Here is a 24,820-nt window from a genome sequence, read left to right as displayed (position 1 = left end):
ACATTTAAAAAACTCTACTTTTTCTTTTTATAGAGCTTGCTCCAAGTCCTTTTGTTGGTTAGTACAACAAACACTGTTAAGATTACAAAATACGCCACTACCTTAAATCCAAGTTTATGCCGGCGCTCTAGCTCTGGCTCTGCTGCCCACTGTAAAAAATTTACTACATCGTACGCCATATTCTCAACTGTAGCTTGTCTTGTATCATCATATTCTACTATTCCTTCAGATAGTGGTGGTGCCATAGCTAACTTACCTGTTGGGAAATATGGATTAAAATATAAACCGCTCTCATCTTGCTCACCGTTTCGATAGCCTGTTAAAAGAGAATAGACATAATTTGCACCATCGTGCCTTGCTTTAATAATAAGCGATAAGTCCGGTGGAACTGCACCATTATTGCTTGCTATAGCTGCCTCTTTCGTATTAAAAGGTGCAATAAAATAATCTGAAGGTATTCCAGGCCTATCAAACATTTCACCCAGATCATTTGGACCATCTTTAACTTGGTAAGAAGCTGCAATCTGTTTTACATCCTCTTCAGAAAAACCAATGTCCTGCAAATTACGAAACGCTACTCTATTCATTGAGTGACAAGCAGCACAGACTTCCTTATATACTTTATAACCACGCTGGATTGACTCCCTATTAAAGGATCCAGTAGCTCCATCAAAGCTCCAGTTTATTTTTTTATTTGGTAAAGGTACAAATTCTTCTGCACACACAGAATTAGCAAAAAGAAATGCATAAAACACAGCTAATATATTCTTAACCAGCATTATTTCATCTCCGGTACAGAATCACTTATGGTTTTTGGAAGTTCCTTTGGCTTCTCATACTTACTAAGCAGTGGTAAAACTATTACAAAGTATGCAAAGTAATAAAGAGTAGAAAGTCTACTTAGAGTAATGTAAGGTTCTTTAACTTCCTTTCCCCCAAGCCAAGCAAGAAATGCAAAATTTACTGTAAAGACCCAAAAAAACTTTTTGAATAATGGGCGATAAGCACCACTTTTAACCTTTGCTTTATCAAGCCAAGGCAATAGAAACCATACTAAAATAGACCAGAACATAGTAAGCACACCAGTAAGCTTATCTGGAATTGAACGCAACATTGCATAAAAAGGCAAAAAGTACCATTCTGGTACTATATGAACTGGGGTGACCATAGAATCAGCCTCTATGTAATTATCTGGATGACCAAGGTAATTGGGAGCATAGAAAACAAATGCAAATAAAACTATAAAAAACAGGCAAAAAGTTATGCAATCCTTTGCTATATAATAAGGATAAAGTGGGATGGTATCCTTGCCTGATTTTACTTCTACCCCACTTGGATTACCAGAACCAAACCTATGTAGAGCAATAATATGTAGCATAGCTAAAGCGATAATAATAAAGGGTAAGAAATAATGCATGGCAAAAAAACGATTAAGTGTTGGGTTATCAACGGAAAAACCACCCCATAACCATACAACTATTTTATTGCCAACTAAAGGTATCGCTGAAAATAAGTTGGTTATAACTGTTGCGCCCCAAAAACTCATTTGTCCCCAGGGAAGAACATATCCCATAAAGGCTGTTGCCATCATTGCAAAAAATATAAATATACCTATAAACCACACCATTTCTCGTGGACTTCTATAGGACCCATAATACAACCCGCGCATTATATGAACGTAGACTACCATAAAGAAGAGCGACGCTCCAACAGCATGAGTGTAGCGTATTAGCCATCCGTAGTTTACGTCACGCATTATGCGCTCCACGCTGTTAAACGCATGATCAACATGTGGAGTGTAATGCATAGCAAGAAATATACCAGTTATTATTTGTAAAATTAGCGCTATGCCAGCTAAAGAACCGAAGTTCCAGGCATAATTTAAGTTTTTTGGCACTTGGTAAGAAGCAGTATGTTTTAGAAAAGAAAATATAGGCAATCTATACTCTATCCAGCCTAATACACCCTTTTCTTCTTCTATCGTTGTTTTTTTATCATCTTGCATAACTTAAAGCTTTCCTGCCTTTAACTCGTTTATTGTAGCAGCTTATCCTCTATAAACAATAAAAACTTTAAATCAGAAAATCAGATCTTCCACTGCATCAAAAATTATAACATAGCAAGTTATACCAATTCTCACTATTAGCAGATCAGATAAGTAAAATTGCGAAGTGTTTAATTGTGGAGCGAAAAAGAGAGGTAATAAATTTGCACAAAGCGCTCTCAAGCAAAGCAATTATACTATGGACTTTATTACGCAAAATGTTCTGTTTTATATAGAACCAAAGTCTCTAAAAAGGCTTTTCATGTTTTTAAATATTGTGGCATTTATTTAAGAAATACATTCATACAATCAGTGTTAACATTCGTACAATAAATTAGAACTCTCCCGCTTCTAGAATTAACTGCACTGTAGAGATAAAAATTTTATCTACCTAACTTTTTACTTTAACTGTGTTCTAACGCCCTTTTTAAACCACCCGTGTCCAGCTTTCCAATGTGTCGATTCATCAAAGATGAATAACTCTTGTTCAGGATACTTACCAATAGTCTTATTAAGTTTTTTTTAACTCTTCCTGTCTACCTTTACCTTATTCATTGTGAATTGATCTTGATGTAATATACAAAAACTTCATTTTTTGCATATTGCGGCGTACTGCAGATTTGCTGATATTCAGGTCAAGTTTTCCCTGGATTCTTATTCTCGCCTCTTTAATGATAGTATTAGGTTTTCTCGTATCTATACTTTAACTTGTTCAAATCAACTCTGATTCAATCTAGTTTTTCTATGAAGTTGAGGAGGGCAAACAATTTTCTTCTCTTTTAGATTTTAGTGTTTTGTCCATGCAGTTAATGCTGTTCTTAGAATGCAACATGTTTTTGCTATAGCTGTTATACTGTGCTTTTTTACTGCAATTGTGGCATCTAGTTTTTTTTGTAACATATGCGTTGTTCACACTTTCTTCAGCATTACTTTTGCAGATTTCACGATTTTTTCATCCGATAATTTTGATTTTAATGCCACTTAAATCTCGCTATTTTATCTACTTCAGTATGGCTTCTTTTTCATTATTGTCTATTAGTTCCTTGTACAGTGGGAATTGGCATGAAAAGTTATTAGCTATCACAATAGAAAATGAACTGAGGTCTGTAGAAAAAGTTTTAGCTATTTAAAATTTCTGATCTATTTATATTGCTATGTGAAAGAAGCTTCACCAATCGACTTTTTTATCTTCGATTTTAATTTGTAATACAGATATTAAGCTAATCAATGCACACATGGTAAGGTAAAAACCTGCTGCAAGCTCTGTTTTAGTTTTCTCTATAAGCCACATGCATATAGATGGAGAAACTCCGCCAAAAATCCCTGCGGATATATTATGTGCTAAGCTAAAGCCAGTGCACCTAACTTTCGTTGGAAGTAACTCGCAAACAAGGGAATTATATATTCCAAAGGATGCACCTATTGGTATGCTTATTAATAGAAAAGTGAGTGTCACAATATAGTAATTGTCATATGATAATAGAGAAAACGCTGGTAATCCGGCGCAGGCTAAAGCTATTAATATAGGAATCATCACATTTCTTCTTCCGGCTTTATCGGATAATATTGCGAACAGCACTGCAGACGTTCCAAATGTAATTTCAACTGTAATCCTTACTACATTTTTAGTATCAATGCCTGAAAGGATAAGTTCTTTTACAGATATGTTGTAAAACATGATTGCTGAGTAGACAATTGCATTTTGGGCAATACCAAGCCCAATTGCTATCATAAATGCCTTTTTATAGCTCCTGGTTAGTTCTAAAAATGGAGAACTAGATAAGCTTTTATTTTGGTCATGAGTCTTGTACGCTAGGCTTTCTTCCATTATGTATCTTGTTAAAAAACCTATTACACCCATGATGGAGCAGAAATAGAAGAGCAACCTCCATCCCCAAATTTCATAATTTTCACCTGTAAATTTTTTAACAATAGCTATCATTATAAAGCATATTATGGAACCAAGAGCACCGCTGAAAGCTTTCATGCTACCTAAAAACCCTAGATCTTTTTTATCACTTGAATGTTCTATTAAAAAAGCTGAGTTAATGCTTGTTTCTCCACCTGCCGCCGTTCCTTGTATTATTCTACAAAGCAGATGCAATATAGGGGAGAGTATTCCTATTTCTTTAAAACCTGGTATGACTGCAATTGCAGTAGATGATGTCGAAACTAATATTACAGAAGCTAACAAAACTTTCCTTCTGCCGTGCTTATCTCCGATGTAGCCAAAAATAAATGCGCCGAGTGGCCTAAATCCAAACCCAACTGCAAAACTGCCAAGAAACTTGATTGTGCTTAAATAATCACTTTCCGAAGGAAAGAAAACATTGCTTATTATGTGTGTTAAAACTCCAAATAGGGTTAGTTCATACCATACAATCATATTACAGATTATACCTGATAGCATTGCTTTTTGGGTATTATTCATGACTTTTAATTTGTTATAATATATTGTTGATTGGCATGCTTTGCTGTGGAGTTTTTCATTCAACAACCTTTAAAGACAACTCGCGTAAGTATTTGTTATCCACCTTAGAAGGGGCACCCATTAGAACATCTTCACCCTGCTGATTCATAGGAAAGCAGATTATCTCACGAATGTTTGATACATCAGCAAGCAACATAACTATTCTGTCAATTCCTGGTGCTATTCCACCGTGAGGCGGTACTCCAAATCTGAATGCACGCACGAGCGCGCCAAATCTTGTATTGACTTCTTCTTTGCTATAGCCCGCAATGGCAAACGCTTTATACATGATATCTAGTTTGTTATTGCGAATTGCCCCGCTTGATAGTTCTACTCCATTACAAATAAGATCATATTGGTAAGCAAGGATATCTAGTGGATTTTTTTCCTCTAGATCTTTCAAGCCACCATGCGGCATGGAAAATGGGTTATGAAAGAAGTCTATTTTTTCACTTTTATCGTTATACACAAAGTATGGAAAATCAACAACCCAACAGAACTTGAAAACATTGTTGCCTATAAGACCTAATTCTAACCCTAGGAGAGTGCGTACTTTTCCTGCAATTATTGCTGCTTCATTTTCTTTGTCAGAAGCGAAAAACACGCTGTCTCCAGGCTTTATGTTCGTTACTTCTCTTATGTGAGAGAGCATATTGTTGTCAAGAAATTTAGCAATTGGTCCTTTTGCGGTGCCATCTTTATTAAACGTTATGTATCCAAGACCTTTAGCACCAAATTCTTTTTGTGCATGTTCTATCTTTTTATCAAAAAAACTACGAGGTTCCTCTGCTGTTTTAGGAGCGGGGATAGCTCTCACTACCATGCCACGTTCAATGTTGCTCTTAAAAATATTGAATTCTGAGTCACGAAAAATTTCTGTAATATCGCTAATCAACAATGGATTACGCAAATCTGGCTTATCAGAGCCGTATTTGAGCATTGCCTCTTTATAAGTGATGCGTGGAAAATCTTTATCGACAGATTTGTGAGAAAATTTGGCAAACACTTTATATAAGGCAGATTCAACAACTTGAAATATGTCCTCTTGGGTTACACAAGACATTTCAAGATCTAGCTGATAAAACTCTCCTGGGGAACGGTCAGCTCTTGCGTCTTCATCGCGAAAACATGGTGCAACTTGAAAGTATTTGTCAAATCCTGAGACCATTAACATCTGCTTAAAAATTTGTGGAGCTTGTGGCAATGCATAAAATTTACCAGGATTTAGTCTGCTTGGCACTAAATAGTCACGTGCTCCTTCAGGAGATGAAGCAGTAAGTATTGGAGTTTGAATTTCCAAAAATCCTTGCTCTATCATGAGTTTGCGTAGCTCTGCAATGATTTGTGAGCGCAGAACGATATTGTTACGGATTTTTTCGCGCCTTAAGTCAAGAAACCGATATTTAAATCTCATATTTTCTGGGTGTTCCTGATTACCTGCAATACTTGTTAATATACTCCTTTCTTCTTTTGCTATTTCTTCATTGTGATGAAACTCAACTTCTGACTCGATGTGCAAGTTGTTGACTATAACCTCAATCTCTCCTGTCGAAATAGAACTATTTATCGTGCCTTCAGTTCTAGCTTTGACTATTCCTGTAATAATAATTACGCTCTCCGGTTTTAGATCTGATATCTTGCAAAAAAAATCTTTGTTATTATTGAATACTAGCTGAGTAATTCCATAGAAGTCTCTTAAGTCGACAAAGATTAGATTTCCGTGATCGCGTTTACGGAATATCCACCCGAAAAGGGTAACTTCTTTCTCTACGTCGTTCTTCCTTAATTCATTGCACGTGTGAGTTTTATAGTAGTTCATGTTAGTGTGTCCTCCGTTACACAATCCTTTAAGAAGTATAGAAATAAACCTTACTGTATACAAGTCCATTCATCTTACATTTATGCAATTTGCAAGATGGGGAACATTGCTTTAGCTGTCTTTTGCTCACACAAGAGTGTGGGAATTTCCATAATTGTGATATAATAATAAAGGTGTTTTAATAAATTTAGACACGGAAAATGTCGTTTGCACAGATCATAATATATAGCGTAACATTGCTTGCTGTAGCTGCAATATTTCTCTTTTTTAGAAAAATGTACAGGAATTTGATTAGGAAAATCATGTTTCCTAAGAAAGTCCTTGAAGAAGAGTGGGAAGAAGGCAGAAAATTCAATGAGTTGTATCAAAAAGATAAGCAAAGAGAACTAATAAAACGCCAGGAAATACTACGTGATGGTCAAAAGGATATACAGATTTATAAAGAGGACCCAGAAGTAGTTGACATTGCGAAGCCAATAGGTAAATGGACGCAAATGGTTATGCATAGTGGTGGATTGATGCAGCGTTTAGCACAATTAGTGAAAAGAGAAGGTGGTAAGAAAGGGTTTTGGGAGCTATTTATAAAAGCCCAGGCTTCAATTCAGGGCAAACATAAAGGGAAGGGCAGATAGTTTATGCTCGAATGTGAAAATTTATCCTGTGTTCGTAATAACAAAGTGTTATTTAAAAATCTTAGTTTTAAAGCTGAACCAAAGTCAAAGATCTTAATCACTGGTCCAAATGGTAGTGGTAAAACTAGCTTAATTAGAAGTTTATCTGGACTATTGCCACCAGTATCAGGTAATATAAGACATTGTGGAAAAGACATATATGATGACCTAAAATCTTATATACCTTTTATGGTATATATAGGGCATAAAAATGCCTGTAGGGATAGCTTAACTGTTGCTCAAAACATAGAATTCTGGGCAGGAATACGAAATACTAAGGAATTGGTTATGGCTGCTGTTTGTTGTTTACAGTTACAGTCTGTACTTAATATTGAATATGGTGAACTTTCTACAGGTTGGAAAAAGAGGGTTGCACTTGCTCGCCTCTTAGTTTCTAACGCAGGTGTTTGGTTAGTAGATGAACCGTTTTGTAATCTTGATAGTGCAACGTGTGAATTAGTGCTAAATTTAATCTCAATACGCTCTGAGCAAAATGGTATAGTAATTGTTACAGAACACAGCTCTACAGAGCAATTGTGTAATTTTACAACAATAGACTTATGTAATTTTAATAGTTATAGCTGATATCTTCTCGCCATGTATATCAAGTTAATGGTAACCACTCAAAGTTGTAAATTAAAGATAAGATTAAATATTTGTAAGAAATAATGTATAATTATTAATACTTCTCTAGTTAATTTATTATGGCTTTGTTAAAGTTTCTTGACCCGAAAAATGGTGTAGCCTTTTGATGTATCTTTGGTACTGAAAAAAATAAGGATATTCTCATTCACTTTCTCAATAATGTCCCAAACTTTACTGGCAAGGGTCAAATAAAGGACATAGAGTTTTTAAGTACCATAATGGGTGCTTGAGATTGCCTTTGATACCAATCTCATTGTTATCGGATCAATAAGTGACGTTGCAGAATTGTTTAATTGCAAAGTGAGAAAGAGAGGTAAATAAATTTGCACAAGGCACTCTCAAGCAAAGCAATTGCATTATAGACTTTATTACGCAAAATGTTCTATTTTATATACGATAAGAGTCTCTCAATGGAATTGAGTTCGAGTGAATATGATGGTAAATATATAGTCTCGATATTTTGAGATACCTTTAAATTTTTTGACTTATACCAACTAGTGCAATCCATGACAAGAAAGGCTTTTCGTATTCTTAAATATTGAACATTTGTTCAAGAAATATATTCATACAATCAGTATTAACATTTGGTGTAAATAGGCTAGAACTCTCTCCTTTTCTTGGATTGACTACACTGTAGAGATAAATTTTGTCTGCCTAATTTTACTTTAATCTATATTCTAATGCTCTTTTAAAATCACTCATGTCTAATTTTCAAATGTGTGCCAAGCTATAATTCGTCAAAGAAAAATAGCTCTTGTTCAAGATACTTACCAATAACTTCATTAAGTTTTTTAAAAATTCTTCCTGTCTGCCTCTATCTTATTCATTAGGAATTGGCTTTAATGTATTTTGTATATTACTGTGGACTTGCTGATATTCAAGCCAAGTTTTTCCTGGATTTTTATTCTCATTTCTTTAATAGTAATATTAGGATTTCCTTGTATCCATTCTTCAAGAAGTTAGTGCTGTTCTGAAATGTAACATATTTTTGCTACTGCTGTTACACTATGCTTCTTTGCTGCAATTACAACATTTAGTTTTTTGCACATATGCGTTATTTTGCACTTCCTTCAGTGTTTCTTTTGCTGATTCCATGGCTTTTTCATCCAATAATTGTTGATTTTAACACCATATAAACCTCACTATTTTACTTATTCAGTATAGCTTATTTTCCATTATTGTCTATCCATTTCTTATACAGTGAGAATTGGTATCAGAAAAAGAATTCTTAGCTTATGAGCGAGAGATTAAAGTGTATTCGTGATGAAAAAGCTATCCTTGTACAAAAAGCTTGATGATGCTAGAGATAAAGGTATAAAAATTGATGGGAAAAAGGGTAGGGAAGAAGGAAAAATTGAAGCAGTGTAGAATCTACTCAAAGCAGGTATATCAATTAATATTATATCTCAGACTATGGGCCTTTCTGCGGATGAAATCTAAAACTTAGTTTAAGTTCTTCATAGAAGCTACAGAACTGAGTAGTAACCCTATACATATTAAGCTTGCAGCAGTTGTGCTTCCTCCATAAGATAAGAATGGCAATGGATCTCCTATTACAGGTAAAAGGCCTATTGCCATCCCGATATTTATAAAGAAGTGAGCACCGAAAAAAGTAAAAATTCCAATAGATACTAACTTAGAAAAATAGTCTTTTAACCTATAGGTAATAGAGAATATTATAGCAAGTAATGTAGTATAGAGTACAATCAAAGCCATGCTACCTAAAAAACCCCATTCCTCGCCAAGCACTGCAAAAGCAAAATCTGTGTGCTTTTCTGGCAAAAATCCAAGTTGAGTTTGACTTCCGCTAACAAAGCTCTTACCAAATAGACCCCCTGAACCAATAGCTATTTGAGATTGCTGTGCATTATAACCTATTCCAAGCGGGTCTACTGATGAATCCAGAAATGATAATATCCTTTGTTTGTGATAAGAACGCAAAGAAGGCCAAATAGCTGGTATTGCAAGAATGCCAATCGTTCCGCAGATTATTAAATGAGTTCTTTTTATTATTGCTGTAAATACAATTGATGTCCCTATGAGTAATATTATCACAGCTGTGCCTAAGTTGGGTTGTTTTAATACCAAGAATACGGGTAAGAAAATAATTATCAGTGCTTTAAGCAGTCTTTGGAATTCCATCATTTTATACACACTTTGCTTATCAAAATAACGAGCAAGAGCAAGTATTAAACTTACTTTTGCAAATTCTGATGGTTGCAAGCTAATTGGTCCAATTCTTATCCACCTTGTTACACCCATTGTGTGCAAGCCGAAAAAATTTACTACTAGCAGCGAAATCACTGCTGCAATAAAAAAAAAGTAAGCGTGCTTCAAATAGAAATCTAGCTCTATGAATGACATAGCTATAGCTAGTAGGAAGAAAAAGAAAAATATTACTAACTGGTGAATTGCAAATGGCACCCACTTTCCTCCAGCAGAGGAATATTGAACAACTATGCCGACGCAAAACAGAGCTATTACGTTAATGACTAATAACCAGTGAATTTTCTTTAGTCTATCCACAACAAAAATCTTGTGACCTTGAAGTATAGTAAAATATGAAAAAAAATGAAGATTAAACACTCAGCTTTTCAACTAATAGCCGAATTGGATTACTATATACTCCAACTACTAACGTTAAAGCTGCCATGAATAGTGGGCAGAAAAGCATAAGAAATGGTACATCATTGGTTCTGCCCGATGTCATTCCAGTGCGTGACACTGTATTGCCTTCAAAATACATTTTCTCAACTACCCTCCACATATATATCAGTGCAAGGAAAGAACTGACAGCAAAAACTATAAGAGAAATCCGTGCATGAGATTCAATAATTACATTTATTATATACCACTTGCTTATAAAACCATTTGTTAAAGGTATACCGACTAGTGCCAGGCTGAGTAGAGTAAACGCAAACGCTGTATAAGGCATTGACTTCTTGAGTCCTGATAAGTTCTCTATTTTTGTCGTATCGAATTTATAAGAAATACATCCTGCAACCATGAATAAGGATGTTTTTATTATACTGTGGTTTATTATGTGAAGAATTGCTGCAGATAAACCTGTTTTTGAGTTTAAGCTCAGCACTAAAATTATATAACCAATCTGGCTAACACTAGAGTGAGCAAATAGTCTTCTTATGTCTTTTGCAGTCATTGCAAAAATTGACCCAGATACAATAGCGCAAAGTGCAAGAATAATTATCACATTGCTCAATGGTAATTTAAGCAAGAAGAAATTCTGGTGGAAGACAGTGTAAAAGATTCTGATAAAAACATATATCATTACTTTGGTCACTGTACCTGAAAAGAATATGCTGATGAAATTTGGTGCCTCGCTGCATGAATTAACTAACCATCTGCTTAATGGAAATAGTGCCATCTTGGTTGAAAGACCAACAAAAATAAACAATGTACCAAGTTTTATGATGTTGTTATCATATAACGGCACTATTCTCTCAGCCATGTCAGACATATTGAGCGTTCCTGTCATAGAATACAAAAGCCCGATACCAAACAAGTAAAACGTTACACCTATTGTTCCACTAATCAGATATTCAAATGCTGCAACCAGGGCTTTTTTGTCCTTTCCCGTTGAAACTAACACGTAGGATGAAAGAGATGAAATTTCCAGAAAAACATAGAGGTTGAATATATCGTTTGTTACTAAGATCCCGAGTAATCCGCTTAAGCACAATAGGAACAAGGAGTAAAAACCTGTGATTTTATTTTTACTAATCTCTTTTTCATTAATGTAAAAGCTATAGAGCACACTTATCAATGCTATAAAGTTTACAAGAGTTAGAATTAAGGAATTTAATATATCAATTCTTAACTCTATTCCGTATGGGGGAGCCCAATTTCCAAGGTGGTAAGTTATGGTTTCGCCGTTGTATGTTTTTATGAATAGTACCGATGAAATAAAGAGGGTGACTATCGTTGTAGTAAAAGAAATAAACCAGGACACTTTGTGTTCTCTAGTAAGAAAACAAAGCATCGATGCAATTATTGGTATGATAACTTGTAAAATTGGTAATTGCATTGAGTTGTTGTTAATAAGCTGTTAAAGTATTAGTATATATAATACTTTTTGTTTTAACACCCTTATGTTGTCTAAAATTTGTAATGCAATAAAACGCCTATCACGAAAGGAAGGTAAATTTGTAGGAAAAGATGAAAATGGGAATTCTTACTATGAATCAAGTGAAGGAAAAAGATGGGTTATGTATAGCGGTATCTCTGAACCCACAACAGTGCCGCCTGAATGGCATATATGGCTTCACTACACTAATGATGCAGTGCCAGTTAATAGTAAAAAAAGAAAATTAAAGCACATTCCCAATTTAACGGGTACAAAGGATGCATATTACCCAAACCAAAAAGTAAAGAATTACTATGAAAGATGGAGTCCTAATCACTAAGGATGTGAAGGTCAAGTGTACTTGAAATAACTGCTAGATTATTTGTATTAATCTTCACTATTCTTCTGGCTTTCTTTGTTATCAATGAGCTGTCTAGCATAAAAAAAGCTACAAGAGTTGCTATAAAATATACGGCTTTTCTTTCTAACGCTAACGGTATAGGAGTTAGTGACAGTGTTAAGATTTTTGGTGTAGATATTGGAAGTATAACTGGTGTATCACTTGATAAAGCTGCCTATGTGAAGCGGGTTGGTATGTGCATAAGTGAAGACATGGAGTTGCTAATTGATAGCTCAGCCCTGATCACTAGCAATGAAGTTGTCGGTAGTAAGTTTTTTAATATATCACCTGGGTCAGGCATCAAATTAATTTCAAATGGTGATAAAATAGAATATACTTAATCTGAATAAATGTACGTGGAATAACAGATAAAATCCTTGGTATGTTTTCAAAATAAAAATGGCAAGCTAAATATTAGTATGCTTTGCACATAGGCCACAGTGTGCCTATGTGTATTGCTTTGGTTAAACAGTCTGAAAACTGCTTGGTATTATTTAGCATTTGGATTGCCAAGATTGCTGTCCAATACAGTATTTCCATGATAGGGGTGGGCCATTTGAAGAGTGGTGTAAAGCTTTTAACCTAAAGAGGAGTGCTGAGGGAGTGTGAAATAACGCATATGTTACAAAAAAACTAAATGCTATAATTGCAACAAAAAAGCACAGCATAAACAGCAGTAGCAAAAGTACGTTGCATTTCAAGAACAGCACTAACTGCATGGATAAAGCACATAGAATTTGGAAGAGAAGAAAAATTGTTTACTCCTCATTAACGTCATAAAAAAATTAGATTGAATCAGAGTCAATTTGAACAAGTTGAAGTATGGATACAAGAAAACCCTAATATTACCATTAAAAAAATGAGAATAAGAACCCAGGGAAAATTTGGCTTGAATGTTGGCAGTCTAAGTACATGTAATGAGACTATTGGTAAGTAGCCTGAACAAGAGTTGTTCATCTTCGATGAATCGTGGTTTAGTACACATTCAAGAATTGGACAAGGGTGGTTAAAAAGGGCGTTAGAACACAGGTTAAAGTAAAATTAGGTAGGCAGAATTCTTATCTCTACAGTGCATGTTAATTCTAGAACTGAAAAGAGTTCTAGCTTATTTGCACCGAATGTCAACGCTGATTGTATGAGTATATTTCTTGAACAAAAGTTACAATGTTTTAGAACACAAGAAGCCTTTCTTATCGTAAGTTGTGCTAGTTGGTATGAGTCAAAAATTTAAAGGTACCTAAAAATATCAAGATTATATGCCTGCGACCGTACTTACCTGAGTTCAATCCTGTTGAGAGAGACTTTAGTTGTGTATAAAACAGAACATTTTGCGTAATAAAGTCTGTAATACAGTAGCTTATTTGACCCACTAACAGTTAAGGATTGGATAAGATATTAACTATATACAGCCATGGTATTCTTGAAGCTAGCAAGCTAGTTTTCACTAAAATGTTTTCCCTTAACAGTCTACTTGCTTACATTTCACTTTCCTAATATCTTATGTAACAGTAAGTGTGATTTTCTTCAAATAGTGAAACTATATGGTCCAAAAATTTTAACCTATCAACTTAGAGAATTAAGGAGGATATAATCCACTTGTGAAATTAGCCATATTACATTGAATATCCTGTACAGAGATGAATAACTTGATTGCGTTTTCCACCAACTTGTATCAGCTTCTTATTGAAACTTTTTGCAATACCGATTGGGTTAAGGCCTGCTCCATTTAAAAAAACACAGTGCACTGCTCAATCTTCATTACTGAATCTGTTTTGCATCTCACTGGCTTTTGCTTTTAGCAAGCAACAAATTGCTTCAAGTATATTGGTTTTACCGATACCATTTTTGCCAGTTATCACGACTGAGCTGTCATCTAAGTCCAGTTCAAGATTTGAGTGGTTACGAAAATTACTTCATTTCAACTTTTTTATAAGCAATGGGCAACCATTAGCCTATTCTTTAAATTTGTATTTTCTTTACTTCCTCTAAAACCTCATTGATATGCCCACTAACTTTTACGTCCTTCCAGATTCTAACTATTTTATCTTTTTTATCTATTAAGAAAGTAGTGCGCTCTATTCCCGTATACTTTTTGCCAAACATACTTTTTTCTACCCAAACACCATATTTCTCCGACATTTCGGCATTTTCATCAGAAACTAAATAAAATGGTAGAGAATATTTTGCTTTGAAGTTAGCGTGGCACTTAACGCTATCTCTTGACACACCAATTATTACTGTGTCAAGGGAAGAAAAATCATTTATTTTATCTCTAAAGCCTTTTGCCTCTAGCGTGCAACCTGGGGTATCGTCTTTAGGATAAAAATAAAGAACGATATTTTTTTTATAAAAAAAATCACTCAATGATAAATTTTCACCAGAGTCTGTTGGTAAGCTAAAGTCTGGTGCACTATTTCCTGCTACCAATTTCATGTCTCCCTTCGTTAATAATACTTGTAATAAGTTGTAGTCAGAGTTTACAAGAATTCTAGTTAAAAATCAATCAAATCTTCACATGTTTGCTCTTCATAAAAAAAGTTTAACGTTATCGTAGTGCCAAGTTTCGCTTCGCTTTTGATATTGAAAGTGCCACCCATTAATTCTACTAATTTTTTGCTAAGTGGTAATCCAATACCAGTGCCTTCGTTTCTATATCCTGAATCTGCTTGGCCAAAAACAGACATAACTTTATATATGTCTTGTTGCATTATTCCTATCCCATTGTCATGAAATTCAATGGTCAATAAGTTTTTTTCTATGTTTTCTTTAATTACCATTCTTATTAAACCATCCTTGGGAGTAAATTTGATTGAATTTGATAGTAAATTTATTATAACTTGTTTCATTCTCTTGGGATCTGCGATAACTAATAATTGTTTATTAGGCACCTCTTTCTTTAAACTAATTCCGGTTTCTTTTAATTTAGGTAACAGCATATTTAAGCATGAATCTATTATCTTGTTCAGGTTAAACTTCACTTTTTCTACTGTTAAAGTGCTCGATTCAGCTTTTGAAAAGTCTAACACATCATTAATTAAAGTAAGTAAGTGTGTTCCTGCATTATATATATCGTTCACGTACTCCTTGTATTGAGAGTTATCCATCGAACCTAAGGTTTCATTTTTAATCAATTCCGCAAATCCAATAATAGCGTTAAGAGGTGTGCGCAGCTCATGTGTGACGCTTGCAAAAAACTTTAGCTTATTTGCATTCTCTTGCTCTAATGCTTCTTTCATTTGCTGTAATTCAATATTAGTTTTTTGTTGCTTGGCTAGCGTTTGGGTATTAAAAAAATGTAAGTAAAGCATTATTGATATTAAAATTACTAATAACAATCCTAAAAACATTAAAAACAGGCTGTACACCATAACGTAAAAGTTGTTGTGGTTTTGAATAATCTTCAAAAAAAAAGATGGCTTAGTGTCATTTTCATGAAGTATAGGAAAAATAGAAATTAGTGTATGTCCTATAGTGTAGAATATCTCTTGATTATTTAGTAATTTATCAATTTCGTCGTTTGTAAGTAACTGTTCGTAATCATGACCTTGAGTATTAAAATTACTGAATATTATTCTGCTATTTTGATCATATAGTATCAAGCTCAGATCCTTCACTTCGCTAACTGACTGTAACAATTCAGCACGCAGTTTTATCAATTGGTTTATATAATCAAAGCTTTTGTGTTTTATGTGATGTTTTTCTATTAGTAGGTAATGGTACTTTTTTATTATGCTATTTTCCAGTATGCTTTTTAAGCTTATACTTGAATTGCGATGAGAAGAAAGAAAATCATCCCTTAGCGAATAATTGCAATATATCACGCTAAATAAAATCACAAAGATTGATGAGAATAATACAATAACTTTTGTATATTTGTTTTCCCTTAGTGCAGAAAGTATTAATTTGCTTATCTTATACATATCCTTCTCATTGTGAAATGACGGCTTTTATGTTATTAATTAGAATTTAGCATACCATACTTTTATGACAATTTCTCCTACCTTGCCAGTTTATTCTCATATTGATATAAGTTTTTCTTGTGGAAGAGGTATTTACTTATATGATATTGAGGGTAAGCGCTACATAGATTTTCATTCTGGGATAGCTGTCAGTAGCTTAGGTCACACTAATTCGCAGTTAACTAGTGCTCTTAATTTGCAAGGAGAAAGGCTATGGCATGTATCAAATACCTATAATATACCTGCTGCTGGTAACTTTGCAGAAAAATTAATAAACAACAGTTTCGCTGATACTGTATTTTTTGCAAATTCTGGATCAGAAGCAGTGGAGTGCGGGCTGAAGATTGCTAGGGTCTACCAGAATGGAAAAGGCAATAAAACCCGCTATAGAATTTTAACGTTTCATGGCGCATTTCATGGGAGAACCTTCTTAACTTGTGCTATAAATGATAAACGGAAATTTTCTGAGTTACTGAATCCCTATATTGACTGGTGTGATAACATCGAGCCCAATATCGAAAGCGTAAAAAAAGCAATTTCTAATGATATAGGAGTAATGTTAATAGAACCAATACAAGGGCAAGGTGGCGTCAAAGTAATGAATGATGCTTTTATGAAAGAACTAAGAAAGCTGTGTGATGAAAATGACATATTGCTATTTTTTGATTGTATACAATGTGGCGCTGGCAGAACAGGAAAGTTATTTGCATACGAACATGTAGGAGTGAAACCTGATATATGTGCTCTTGCAAAGGGAATAGGAGGTGGTTTTCCGCTGGGAGTTTGTCTTGCAACTGAAAAGGCTGCACGATATATGGCAGTTGGCATTCATGGTTCCACTTTTGGTGGCAATCCACTTGCAACTTCAGTGGGCAATGCTGTACTTGACAAATTACTCAGCCCTGGCTTTCTAGAAAATGTGGATCTCAGTGGTAAGTATTTAAAAAATGAACTAGAAGACCTGGCGAGTAGATTTCCAATGATAGAAGAAGTAAGAGGGAAAGGGCTGATGCTTGGAATAAAAGTGAAAATGGATAATCAAAAGTTTGCAGGCGAGCTAAGTCGTCGTGGCTTGCTTACTGTTGGAGTAACATCAGATAATGTTGTAAGGATTTTGCCTCCACTCATTATCACTAAAAAAGAAATTGATGAGGGCATTGAGATTCTGGCTCAATATTTGTCTGAATTAATATGAACGAAGATTTAGTATGCATGGGAGTCATTACTTCTCCTCACGGAATTAAAGGAGCTGTTAAAGTCAAAACCTTTACTGAGAAACCTGAAAATATTTCATTGTATGGTAAACTAATAAGTGATGGTGAGAATTATGATATAGGCTCAGTGTCTGTCATAGGTGACAATTTAGTAGTCGCTACAATAAGTGGAGTAAATTCTCGTAATGAAGCAGAGCTTTTAAGAAATAAGAAATTATACATAGAAAGAAACAAGCTACCAAAGTTAAGTGATGAGAATGAATTTTATCAAAGTGACCTTGTAAACATGGAAGTAAGGCTGGGAAATGATGAGTTGTATGGCTACATAAAATCTATATATAATTTCGGTTCAGGAGACATATTGGAAATTTCAGTTATCAGTACAAAAGAGAATATTATGCTATCCCTTACTAAAGAGATATTTCCTTATGTAAACGTAAAAAAAAGGTATATTACGCTCAATATGCCGGAGTTTATTGATTAATAAAGAGGCTTTGATATTTATGTGAAAGCTACTTATAATTGTAAAATCAAACTGAAAATGTAATTATGGTAGAAAGAGCTAATGACATTAGGTCAGGTCAAGTGTTAGAACATAATGGTGGATTATTTTTGGTTGTAAGTATCATGCATACTCAACCAGGTAAAGGTGGTGCATACATACAAGCTGAAATGAAAAACATCAAAACCGGAGCAAAACTTTACGAAAGATTCCGTTCTAATGCAACAATCAGAAGGGCAATTTTGGATGAGGAGGAATATATTTACCTCTTTACTGAAGGAAATATTGTAAATCTTATGCACCCAAGTAATTACGAGCAGATCACTGTAAATTTGGGCTTATTGGGGAAAAAAAAGATTTATTTACAGGATAATATGAGAATTAAGGTAGTAACTTACCAAGATAAAATAATCTTTGCACATGTGCCAGATTATGTAAGATTGACTGTAAAAGAAACAGAGTCTTTTATTAAAGGGCAGACTATTACTTCCTCTTACAAACCCGCAATTTTGGAAAACGGAATGCGTGTTAACGTTCCTCAATTTATAAAAGAAGAGGATAAAGTTGTAGTATATACTCCCAATGATAGCTATTATGAAAGAGTGAAAGAGTAAAGGAAAAATGTCTATCTCATCACCACGGATTAATGTGATGCTTGATTCTGTGCGCAGTGCTTCTAAGCAGCTTATGCGTGATTTTAATGAATTGCAAATTTCCAATGTTAAGTCAGCAGACTTTATCAATAAAACTTACTCAAGATCCAAGCAAACTATATACAACTGCTTGCACGATTACAAACAAGACTATAGGTTTATCTTTGAGGATGATACTGATCAAGAAACGAAGGGGAAGGATTATACTTGGTTTATCATGCCCATAGAGGGTAGGGAGAATTTTTCTAGTTGTATGGTTTATTTTGCAGTATCAGTTTGTCTTATTCACAAAAATAAAGTTGTGGCAGCTGTAGTTGATGCTCCTGCTCTTAGAGAAACTTTTTGGGCAGAAGAAAAGAAAGGAGCTTTTCTTGAAGACTTTAAATCTCGTCATATAAAAATGCGAATGAGAAGTCGTGAAGGGGGTTTAATAGATGTAAGTGGTAATTTGTTAGATAAATTACTGCCAGGCAACAGTAATGTACGCTCTGTTGGCTCAATAGTTTTAGGTTTTACATACCTTACTGCAGGAAGATACAGTGGAATAGTTTATTCCGGAGTTAACAAATATAAGGCCTTGCTGGGCAGACTTCTTCTTCAAGAAAGTGCTGGCAGACTAACGGAAGACAATGGATTCATTATTGCTGGAGATATTAAGCTAACATAAACAAGCTACAGAAATAGACAATTTTACAAAAACTTTTACAAGCGATTCTGTTAAATGTTCTATCATTTCATCGGTATGATAAGGTGTGGGGGTAATACGAAAACGCTCAGTTCCTTTTGGGACTGTCGGGTAATTTATATGTTGAACATATATTCCATGCTCATCAAATAATAATTTTGATGCTCTTTTAGATAACTCTGGATCGCTAATTATTATTGGAATTATATGAGTTTTTGTTGGAATAAAATTAATCCCCACATTGCTCAGTGAGTTTTTTACTTTTTCAACAACTTGTCTTTGCTTTTCTCTTTCAAAGTTGCTTGATTTTAGATGCTCAACGCTTGCCTTTGCTGCTGCTGCTAAAACAGGGGACATAGCAGTGGTGAAGATGAATCCTGGAGCAGAACTTCTTATTACATCTACCAAGCTCTTTGAAGACGCTATATACCCACCCATCACTCCAAACGCTTTTGATAATGTACCTTGAATAACAGTTACTCTATCTATTAGGCCTTCTCTCTCCGCAATTCCACCACCGTGTAGACCATACATGCCAACTGCGTGTACCTCGTCCAAGTAGGTAATTGCATTATATTGATCTGCTAGGTCACATATTTCTCTCAGCGGTGCTATATCGCCATCCATTGAATATATGGACTCAAACGCTATTATTTTTGGTATTTTTCTGTCTACAGACTTTAACAACTGTTTTAAGTGGTCAACATCATTATGCTTAAATATATGTTTTGGTCTTTTTCCTGACTTTATGCCCTCTATCATAGAAGAATGGTTTTTCTCATCTGAAAAAATTACTACATCAGGAATAACAGACGATAAAGTGCTAAGTGTGGTTTGATTAGCGAGGTAACCACAAGCAAAAGTTAAAGCAGCCTCCTTGTTATGCAAACAAGCTAGTGATTGCTCGAGTTCGACAACTTCTTTTGTTGTACCTGATATATTTCTTGTTCCTCCTGCACCAATTGACGAATTTTGAATAGCAGCGACAACACTCTCATTTTGTGACATCCCCAGATAGTTATTACTGCACCAAACGATGACTTCCCTGCTTCTTTCACAATCCATAATATAGGGAAGCCTGCCAGGCAACGACGCGAAATGTGTGAATTCACGATAGCGCCCTTCTTCTTTTATATCCTTGATTTTGTTTAAGAATATTTCTTCGTAGTCTACCAAGTTTTTATCTATTAATAACTAATACAATTATAATAAGTTATTCAATGGTAGACTACTATATTTATTCCCTAGTTTACTGTTGTACAGCAACTCTCTCTTTAACAAGTTGATCGGCTTTACTTTCTTTGAGCGAACTTGAAGGCTCACAACAGTAGTATATAGTTGTAACAGCAATTGTATACAACAAGCTACAACTAATATTCTCACTGCCAATCTCTAAGTGCACTGTAATGGCTACTCCTAGAGCAGTTCCAGCTATTTCTAATGTAAAAACAGCTATAGCATGCACTTACTGCTCTTTGTGTTTTGTGAAGTAGATTTGTTATTCTCATACCTATTCCCACTTTACGAGGAATGAACTTCCAATAATGGAAGAGAAGCTATACTAAAATGAATAAAATAGTGAAGTTTAAATGGTGTTGAGATTAAAATTATTGGATGGAAAAGTCATGGAATCAGTAAAAAAAGTACTGAAGGAAGTACGAAATAACACATATGTTGCAAAAAAACTAAATGCTGTAATTGCAGCGAAAAAGCATGGTATAACGGCCGTAGCAAGAATATGTTGCATTTCAAAAACAGCACTACTAAAATTCGTAAGAGAAGAGAAATTGTTTGCTCCCCTTAACTTTGTAGAAAAACTAGATTAAATCAGGTTCAATTTGAACAAGTTGAAGTATGGGTACAGGAAAGCCATAATATTAACATTAAAGAAATGAGAATAAGAATCCAGGAAAAATTTGGCTTAAATGTCAACAAGTCTATAATGCGCCGTAATATGCAAAAAATGAAGTTTTCACATATTACACTAAAACTAATTCACAATGAACAAGATAAAGGTGGATAGGAAGAGTTTTAAAGAAACTTAATGAGACTATTGATGAGTGTCCTGAATAAGAGTTATTCATCTTTGACAAATCTCAGTTTGCACACATTTAGAAATTAGACACATATGGTTTAAAAAAGGCGTTAGAGCACGGATTGAAGTAAAATTAGGTAGACAAAATTTTTATCTCTACAGTGCAGTTGATCCTAAGAATATGGAAGAGTCCTAGCTTATTTACGCCAAATGTCAACATTAATTGTATGAATATATTTCTTGAACAAATATCGCAATATTTAAGAACACGAGAAGTCTTTCTTGTCATGGATTGTGCTAGTTGGCATAAGTCAAAAGGTTTAAAGGTACCTAAAAATATTGAGATTAGATACTTGTCACCGTACTCACCTAAGCTCAATTCTATTGAAAGACTTTAGTTATATATAAAACAAAACATTTTGCGTAATAGTGCTTTGTGCAAATTTATTACCTCTCTTTTTCATCTGCAATTAAACAACTTTGCAATTTCTGCCTACCTTTGCCTTGTTTACATGAATTGGCCTTGGCAATAATATACGAAAACTTCATTTTTTACTATTACGATGTACTGTAAACTTGCTGATGTTCAAACCAGATTTCTCCTAGATTCTTATTCTCATTTCTTTAATAGTGTAATATTAAGGTTTTCTTGTATCCATACTTCAACTTTGTCTACAACGTTGAGGGGAGCAAAAGATTTTTCTTCTCTTCCAAATTTTAGGTGCTTTATCCATGTAGTCAATGCTGTTCTAAAATGTAATGTATTTTTGCTATGGCTGTTATACTGTGCTTTTTTGCTACAATTGCAGCATTTGTTTTTTTGTAACACATGCATTATTTTGCACTTTCTTCAGCATTTCTTTTACCAATTCCACAACTTTTTCGTCCAGTAATTTTGGTTTCAACGCCATTTAAACCTCACTATTTTACTTACTTCAGTATGGCTTCCCTTTCATTATTGTCTATCCATTCCTTGTAAAGTAGGAATAGGTATGAGCAAGTATAAGCTGAATTTATTTATACATTGCAAATTCATGTCCTGCTTGATTGCAATTAATAATTAATTTCTCCAATGTACGGTCATTAGAATTCACGCTTTAGCATATTTAAACATTCCTGTGAAAACTCTCTTGGCAAATAGGCGATAATCTTTGCTTTCATTTGGAAGCAAGTAACTATCCTTACCGTACAATCTGAAAACATACCCTTTAACCACAAAATTCATTCTGTTCGAGTCAAGTTGTGCTTACTTGCTAGAATTTGCATTTTTATTATCCTCATTTACCTTTACTCTACTGAGTAAAGATTGTGTTAGTTGAAATTCTAACATAGTTGCTGTGCTAGAGCTTTGATTAGGTTGATTGTTCATATATGGTAATGTTCTTTAATTTTAACTGTTCCTTGATTTATATCTATTTCCCCCAGCTTGAACCAAGAAAGTCTGTTTGATTAGCCATATTAATCACTGACTATAAACCAGACTAATTCAGTATAGCACTAAATTATAACTCTGCCAAGCAAGTTGTTTAACTTCTTAGCAAACAGGCTTGCGTCATCCATCTCTTCTCCTTCCACTATGCAAGCTTGATAGAACAATAGATGAACCATATCTTCCAATGTTGGATTTTCACCGCTCTCAGTGTAATATTTTATTATGCTTTTTATTACAGGATGCTTAGTATTGATCTCAAGCACCTTTGGCGTGCGGTAATTTAGCTGCTTTTGTTCACGCAAAAGACGCTCCATTCTAAGATCCATAGCACCCTCATCAACTGTTAGACACACAGGACTATCAGTCAATTTTTTAGAAATTTTTACGCTTTTCACTGCATTACCAAGAACTTTGGTGAAATACTGCAGTATAGAACCTGTATTTCTCTCAGCCCTTTCTTCATCTGACTTATTCTCTTCATCCTTTTTTTCCGGAGAGAATTTTTCCAGGTCAACATCCGCACGAGTTACAGACTTAAATTTTTGATCTTTATATTCATAAATTACACTAGTCCAAAAGTCATCTACTGGATCGACGAACAGAAGAACCTCCAATCCTTTGGTGACAAATCCCTCAAGTTGTGGACTATTTTTTACTGAATCAAGGCTATTTCCAGTTAGGTAATAGACATGCTCCTGCTCAGGCTTCATTCTGCTTATGTAGTCATCAATACTGACTAGTTTCTCATCATTAGTACTATGAAATCTGCAAATTGAAAGCAGCGCTTCTCTTTCGTCAGTTGGCATAGCTTCACAGAGACCCTCTTTTAATACCGCACCAAAATTGATCCAGAATTTCGTGTATTCTTCTAAATTCTCTTGTGCCTTCTTACTGAGCTCTGATATTACACGCTTAGTGAGGGATTTTCTAATTTGTTCAACAACACGGTTATTCTGCAGCGTTTCTCTGCTGATATTAAGAGGCAAGTCTGGGGAATCGACAACACCTTTCAGAAAACGTAAGTACTGTGGTATGATTTGTACATTGTCTTCAGTAATAAATACCTTATTTACATATAGTTTTACAGAGCAACGTCTATCTGGGTGAAACAAATCGAAAGGTTTAATAGAAGGAACATAAAGCAAATTTGTATATTCTATTGCTCCTTCATTTTTATTATGCAATATCATCCAAGGATCCCCGCCAATATGCGCGACACTGCGGAAAAAATCATTGTGCTCCTCTTGAGTAATGTCATTTTTTGGCTTAGTCCAAATTGCAGCTTTGTTGTTTAATTTTTCACGTTTTCCTTCTTCATCTATAAATTCAACAGGAAAATTTATGTGATCCGAATAGGTAGTAACAATGTTTTCAATGCGAAACTTGTCTAAAAACTCATTTTCCTCGGGACGTATAACCAAGGTAATTTTCGTTCCGCAAGGAATTTGATTATCCAATTTACTGACCGAATATTCTCCATCTCCTGTAGATCTCCAGACCCAAGATTCCTCTTCCCCTGCCTTTCGAGATTCAACTATCACCTCCGAAGCAACCATGAAGCTTGAGTAAAAACCGACACCAAATTTTCCGATCAGCTCTAAAGTTTGACTTGAATCCTTGCTATTTTTAATCGCATCCAAGAACTTCTGTGTACCAGAGCTTGCAATTGTACCAAGATTATCTATTAAATCCTGCCTGTTCATCCCGATTCCATTGTCGATTATGTACAGCTCATTCTCATCTTTGTTGGAGCTAATAGTGATTTTTAACTCGCTACTTGAATCTGGTAAATTGGGGTTTAGTTGAGATTCATAGCGCAATTTATCGCATGCATCTGATGCATTTGATACCAGCTCACGCAGAAAAATATCTTTATTAGTATAGAGTGAATGAATTACTATATTCAGTACTTTCCCTACTTCAGCATTAAACTTTAAATTTTCAGTTCCTTTTACGTTATGCATTTTAAGCTCCATTATTTGCTTACTACCCTAATGATTTAAGTATTGAACTATGATCTTTCAAGTCACGTACACCAAAATTAATGCAGCTATAATTATTACGGTACCCAATTTGTAGAATTTCCTTACATAGCAAACTTTTAGCAGCGTGTTGGAAGAAACTACTTGACAAATGTCCCACTCCCCTTAAGAATTAATGAAAGCATTCAATTATTTCAATCCGTACAGGTATTAAATGGTGAGGTA

General features: G+C 34.6%; 22 protein-coding genes and 5 pseudogenes. 11 read left to right on the top strand and 16 right to left on the bottom strand.

Annotation, left to right across the window (positions count from 1 at the left end):
- Positions 1 to 14: 14 nt before the first annotated feature.
- The 5 genes and pseudogenes from GO684_RS01795 to aspS all read right to left on the bottom strand — a co-directional run bounded on the left by GO684_RS01795 (position 15) and on the right by aspS (position 6,333).
- The gene (locus GO684_RS01795; RefSeq protein WP_175938400.1) at positions 15 to 779 is read right to left on the bottom strand and encodes a cytochrome c1; all 765 of its coding nucleotides are present in this window, start codon (positions 777 to 779) and stop codon (positions 15 to 17) included.
- Complete coding sequence (locus GO684_RS01790; protein ID WP_175938399.1) at positions 779 to 2,005, bottom strand: cytochrome b; 1,227 nt, start codon at positions 2,003 to 2,005, stop codon at positions 779 to 781. Before GO684_RS01790 ends, GO684_RS01795 begins: the two co-directional genes overlap by 1 nt.
- Positions 2,006 to 2,150: 145 nt before the next feature.
- Positions 2,151 to 3,025, bottom strand: a pseudogene (locus tag GO684_RS01785) (transposase).
- A 187-nt stretch (positions 3,026 to 3,212) separates the two neighbouring features.
- The gene (locus tag GO684_RS01780; protein ID WP_175938398.1) at positions 3,213 to 4,475 is read right to left on the bottom strand and encodes an MFS transporter; all 1,263 of its coding nucleotides are present in this window, start codon (positions 4,473 to 4,475) and stop codon (positions 3,213 to 3,215) included.
- A gap of 55 nt (positions 4,476 to 4,530) precedes the next feature.
- Positions 4,531 to 6,333 (bottom strand): aspartate--tRNA ligase, encoded by a 1,803-nt coding sequence (gene aspS / locus GO684_RS01775; RefSeq protein ID WP_175938397.1) that lies wholly within the window; start codon positions 6,331 to 6,333, stop codon positions 4,531 to 4,533.
- Positions 6,334 to 6,533: 200 nt separating this feature from the next.
- Between aspS and GO684_RS01770 the strand changes: the two genes are divergently transcribed.
- The 3 genes and pseudogenes from GO684_RS01770 to GO684_RS01760 form a co-directional block, all read left to right on the top strand.
- Entirely contained in the window at positions 6,534 to 6,965 is a 432-nt protein-coding gene (locus GO684_RS01770) for a hypothetical protein (protein WP_175938396.1), read from the top strand.
- Between the two features lie 3 nt (positions 6,966 to 6,968).
- Positions 6,969 to 7,589 carry a heme ABC exporter ATP-binding protein CcmA gene (gene ccmA / locus GO684_RS01765; RefSeq protein WP_175938395.1) on the top strand — a complete coding sequence of 207 codons (621 nt, stop codon included), beginning with the start codon at positions 6,969 to 6,971 and terminating at the stop codon, positions 7,587 to 7,589.
- Positions 7,590 to 7,759: 170 nt separating this feature from the next.
- Positions 7,760 to 7,867, top strand: a pseudogene (locus GO684_RS01760) (PD-(D/E)XK nuclease family transposase); the annotation flags it as partial.
- A 46-nt stretch (positions 7,868 to 7,913) separates the two neighbouring features.
- On the opposite strand, the pseudogene GO684_RS01755 reads toward GO684_RS01760, so the two are convergent.
- The 3 genes and pseudogenes from GO684_RS01755 to GO684_RS01745 form a co-directional block, all read right to left on the bottom strand.
- A pseudogene (locus GO684_RS01755) lies at positions 7,914 to 8,744 on the bottom strand (IS630 family transposase).
- A 348-nt stretch (positions 8,745 to 9,092) separates the two neighbouring features.
- A complete protein-coding gene (gene rodA / locus GO684_RS01750) occupies positions 9,093 to 10,175 on the bottom strand; it encodes a rod shape-determining protein RodA (protein WP_175938393.1) in 1,083 nt (360 codons plus the stop codon).
- Between the two features lie 52 nt (positions 10,176 to 10,227).
- Entirely contained in the window at positions 10,228 to 11,694 is a 1,467-nt protein-coding gene (locus tag GO684_RS01745; RefSeq protein ID WP_175938392.1) for a proton-conducting transporter transmembrane domain-containing protein, read from the bottom strand.
- A gap of 64 nt (positions 11,695 to 11,758) precedes the next feature.
- Between GO684_RS01745 and GO684_RS01740 the strand changes: the two genes are divergently transcribed.
- From GO684_RS01740 to GO684_RS01730, 3 genes are all read left to right on the top strand, one after another.
- Positions 11,759 to 12,073, top strand: coding sequence for an NADH-ubiquinone oxidoreductase subunit NDUFA12 family protein (locus GO684_RS01740; RefSeq protein ID WP_175938390.1), 315 nt, complete (start codon positions 11,759 to 11,761; stop codon positions 12,071 to 12,073).
- A gap of 26 nt (positions 12,074 to 12,099) precedes the next feature.
- The gene (locus tag GO684_RS01735) at positions 12,100 to 12,474 is read left to right on the top strand and encodes an MlaD family protein (protein WP_369408518.1); all 375 of its coding nucleotides are present in this window, start codon (positions 12,100 to 12,102) and stop codon (positions 12,472 to 12,474) included.
- Positions 12,475 to 12,923: 449 nt separating this feature from the next.
- Positions 12,924 to 13,070, top strand: coding sequence for a hypothetical protein (locus tag GO684_RS01730; RefSeq protein ID WP_175938388.1), 147 nt, complete (start codon positions 12,924 to 12,926; stop codon positions 13,068 to 13,070).
- A 268-nt stretch (positions 13,071 to 13,338) separates the two neighbouring features.
- On the opposite strand, the gene GO684_RS01725 is transcribed toward GO684_RS01730, so the two are convergent.
- The 4 genes and pseudogenes from GO684_RS01725 to GO684_RS01710 all read right to left on the bottom strand — a co-directional run bounded on the left by GO684_RS01725 (position 13,339) and on the right by GO684_RS01710 (position 16,053).
- Positions 13,339 to 13,503 carry a hypothetical protein gene (locus GO684_RS01725; protein ID WP_175938386.1) on the bottom strand — a complete coding sequence of 55 codons (165 nt, stop codon included), beginning with the start codon at positions 13,501 to 13,503 and terminating at the stop codon, positions 13,339 to 13,341.
- Between the two features lie 37 nt (positions 13,504 to 13,540).
- Positions 13,541 to 14,081, bottom strand: a pseudogene (locus GO684_RS05735) (AAA family ATPase); the annotation flags it as partial.
- Positions 14,082 to 14,092: 11 nt separating this feature from the next.
- Positions 14,093 to 14,566, bottom strand: coding sequence for a thioredoxin-dependent thiol peroxidase (gene bcp, locus GO684_RS01715; RefSeq protein ID WP_175938384.1), 474 nt, complete (start codon positions 14,564 to 14,566; stop codon positions 14,093 to 14,095).
- 59 nt (positions 14,567 to 14,625) lie between these two features.
- Complete coding sequence (locus tag GO684_RS01710) at positions 14,626 to 16,053, bottom strand: sensor histidine kinase (protein WP_175938382.1); 1,428 nt, start codon at positions 16,051 to 16,053, stop codon at positions 14,626 to 14,628.
- 64 nt (positions 16,054 to 16,117) lie between these two features.
- On the opposite strand from GO684_RS01710, the gene GO684_RS01705 reads away from it, so the two are divergent.
- The 4 genes from GO684_RS01705 to GO684_RS01690 all read left to right on the top strand — a co-directional run bounded on the left by GO684_RS01705 (position 16,118) and on the right by GO684_RS01690 (position 19,128).
- Complete coding sequence (locus GO684_RS01705) at positions 16,118 to 17,287, top strand: aspartate aminotransferase family protein (protein ID WP_175938379.1); 1,170 nt, start codon at positions 16,118 to 16,120, stop codon at positions 17,285 to 17,287.
- Entirely contained in the window at positions 17,284 to 17,790 is a 507-nt protein-coding gene (gene rimM / locus GO684_RS01700; RefSeq protein WP_175938377.1) for a ribosome maturation factor RimM, read from the top strand. The genes GO684_RS01705 and rimM overlap by 4 nt, the downstream gene beginning before the upstream one ends.
- 65 nt (positions 17,791 to 17,855) lie before the next feature.
- Entirely contained in the window at positions 17,856 to 18,422 is a 567-nt protein-coding gene (efp, locus tag GO684_RS01695) for an elongation factor P (protein ID WP_175938374.1), read from the top strand.
- A gap of 7 nt (positions 18,423 to 18,429) precedes the next feature.
- Complete coding sequence (locus GO684_RS01690; protein WP_175938372.1) at positions 18,430 to 19,128, top strand: inositol monophosphatase family protein; 699 nt, start codon at positions 18,430 to 18,432, stop codon at positions 19,126 to 19,128.
- Here GO684_RS01690 and hemA read toward each other — a convergent pair.
- Both hemA and GO684_RS01680 read right to left on the bottom strand, forming a co-directional pair.
- Positions 19,120 to 20,322, bottom strand: a complete 1,203-nt coding sequence (gene hemA / locus GO684_RS01685; RefSeq protein WP_175938370.1) for a 5-aminolevulinate synthase — start codon at positions 20,320 to 20,322, stop codon at positions 19,120 to 19,122. The genes GO684_RS01690 and hemA overlap by 9 nt on opposite strands.
- Positions 20,323 to 20,395: 73 nt before the next feature.
- Positions 20,396 to 20,611: a TomO hydrophobic C-terminal domain-containing protein gene (locus GO684_RS01680; protein ID WP_175938368.1), complete on the bottom strand. Its 216-nt coding sequence runs from the start codon at positions 20,609 to 20,611 to the stop codon at positions 20,396 to 20,398.
- Between the two features lie 124 nt (positions 20,612 to 20,735).
- Here GO684_RS01680 and GO684_RS05980 point away from each other — a divergent pair.
- Positions 20,736 to 21,668: pseudogene (locus GO684_RS05980) on the top strand (IS630 family transposase); the annotation flags it as partial.
- 129 nt (positions 21,669 to 21,797) lie between these two features.
- On the opposite strand, the gene GO684_RS05975 reads toward GO684_RS05980, so the two are convergent.
- A complete protein-coding gene (locus GO684_RS05975; RefSeq protein WP_175938362.1) occupies positions 21,798 to 22,010 on the bottom strand; it encodes a hypothetical protein in 213 nt (70 codons plus the stop codon).
- A 668-nt stretch (positions 22,011 to 22,678) separates the two neighbouring features.
- Positions 22,679 to 24,577, bottom strand: a complete 1,899-nt coding sequence (htpG, locus tag GO684_RS01660) for a molecular chaperone HtpG (protein WP_175938360.1) — start codon at positions 24,575 to 24,577, stop codon at positions 22,679 to 22,681.
- Positions 24,578 to 24,820: the final 243 nt, after the last annotated feature.

The sequence above is a fragment of the Wolbachia endosymbiont of Litomosoides brasiliensis genome, from assembly GCF_013366805.1.
Taxonomy (GTDB): Bacteria; Pseudomonadota; Alphaproteobacteria; order Rickettsiales; family Anaplasmataceae; genus Wolbachia.
This window is presented reverse-complemented; position numbering and strand designations above follow the sequence as displayed.

Bases quoted from the DNA above. Each gene is read 5' to 3' on its own strand.
- GO684_RS01690 (WP_175938372.1), top strand. From the start codon at position 18,430: ATGTCTATCTCATCACCACGGATTAATGTGATGCTTGATTCTGTGCGC.
- aspS (WP_175938397.1), bottom strand. From the start codon at position 6,333: ATGAACTACTATAAAACTCACACGTGCAATGAATTAAGGAAGAACGAC.
- GO684_RS01795 (WP_175938400.1), bottom strand. From the start codon at position 779: ATGCTGGTTAAGAATATATTAGCTGTGTTTTATGCATTTCTTTTTGCT.
- GO684_RS01705 (WP_175938379.1), top strand. From the start codon at position 16,118: ATGACAATTTCTCCTACCTTGCCAGTTTATTCTCATATTGATATAAGT.
- GO684_RS01790 (WP_175938399.1), bottom strand. From the start codon at position 2,005: ATGCAAGATGATAAAAAAACAACGATAGAAGAAGAAAAGGGTGTATTA.
- GO684_RS01745 (WP_175938392.1), bottom strand. From the start codon at position 11,694: ATGCAATTACCAATTTTACAAGTTATCATACCAATAATTGCATCGATG.
- GO684_RS01780 (WP_175938398.1), bottom strand. From the start codon at position 4,475: ATGAATAATACCCAAAAAGCAATGCTATCAGGTATAATCTGTAATATG.
- GO684_RS01770 (WP_175938396.1), top strand. From the start codon at position 6,534: ATGTCGTTTGCACAGATCATAATATATAGCGTAACATTGCTTGCTGTA.
- htpG (WP_175938360.1), bottom strand. From the start codon at position 24,577: ATGCATAACGTAAAAGGAACTGAAAATTTAAAGTTTAATGCTGAAGTA.
- bcp (WP_175938384.1), bottom strand. From the start codon at position 14,566: ATGAAATTGGTAGCAGGAAATAGTGCACCAGACTTTAGCTTACCAACA.
- rimM (WP_175938377.1), top strand. From the start codon at position 17,284: ATGAACGAAGATTTAGTATGCATGGGAGTCATTACTTCTCCTCACGGA.
- GO684_RS01710 (WP_175938382.1), bottom strand. From the start codon at position 16,053: ATGTATAAGATAAGCAAATTAATACTTTCTGCACTAAGGGAAAACAAA.
- GO684_RS01740 (WP_175938390.1), top strand. From the start codon at position 11,759: ATGTTGTCTAAAATTTGTAATGCAATAAAACGCCTATCACGAAAGGAA.
- ccmA (WP_175938395.1), top strand. From the start codon at position 6,969: ATGCTCGAATGTGAAAATTTATCCTGTGTTCGTAATAACAAAGTGTTA.
- efp (WP_175938374.1), top strand. From the start codon at position 17,856: ATGGTAGAAAGAGCTAATGACATTAGGTCAGGTCAAGTGTTAGAACAT.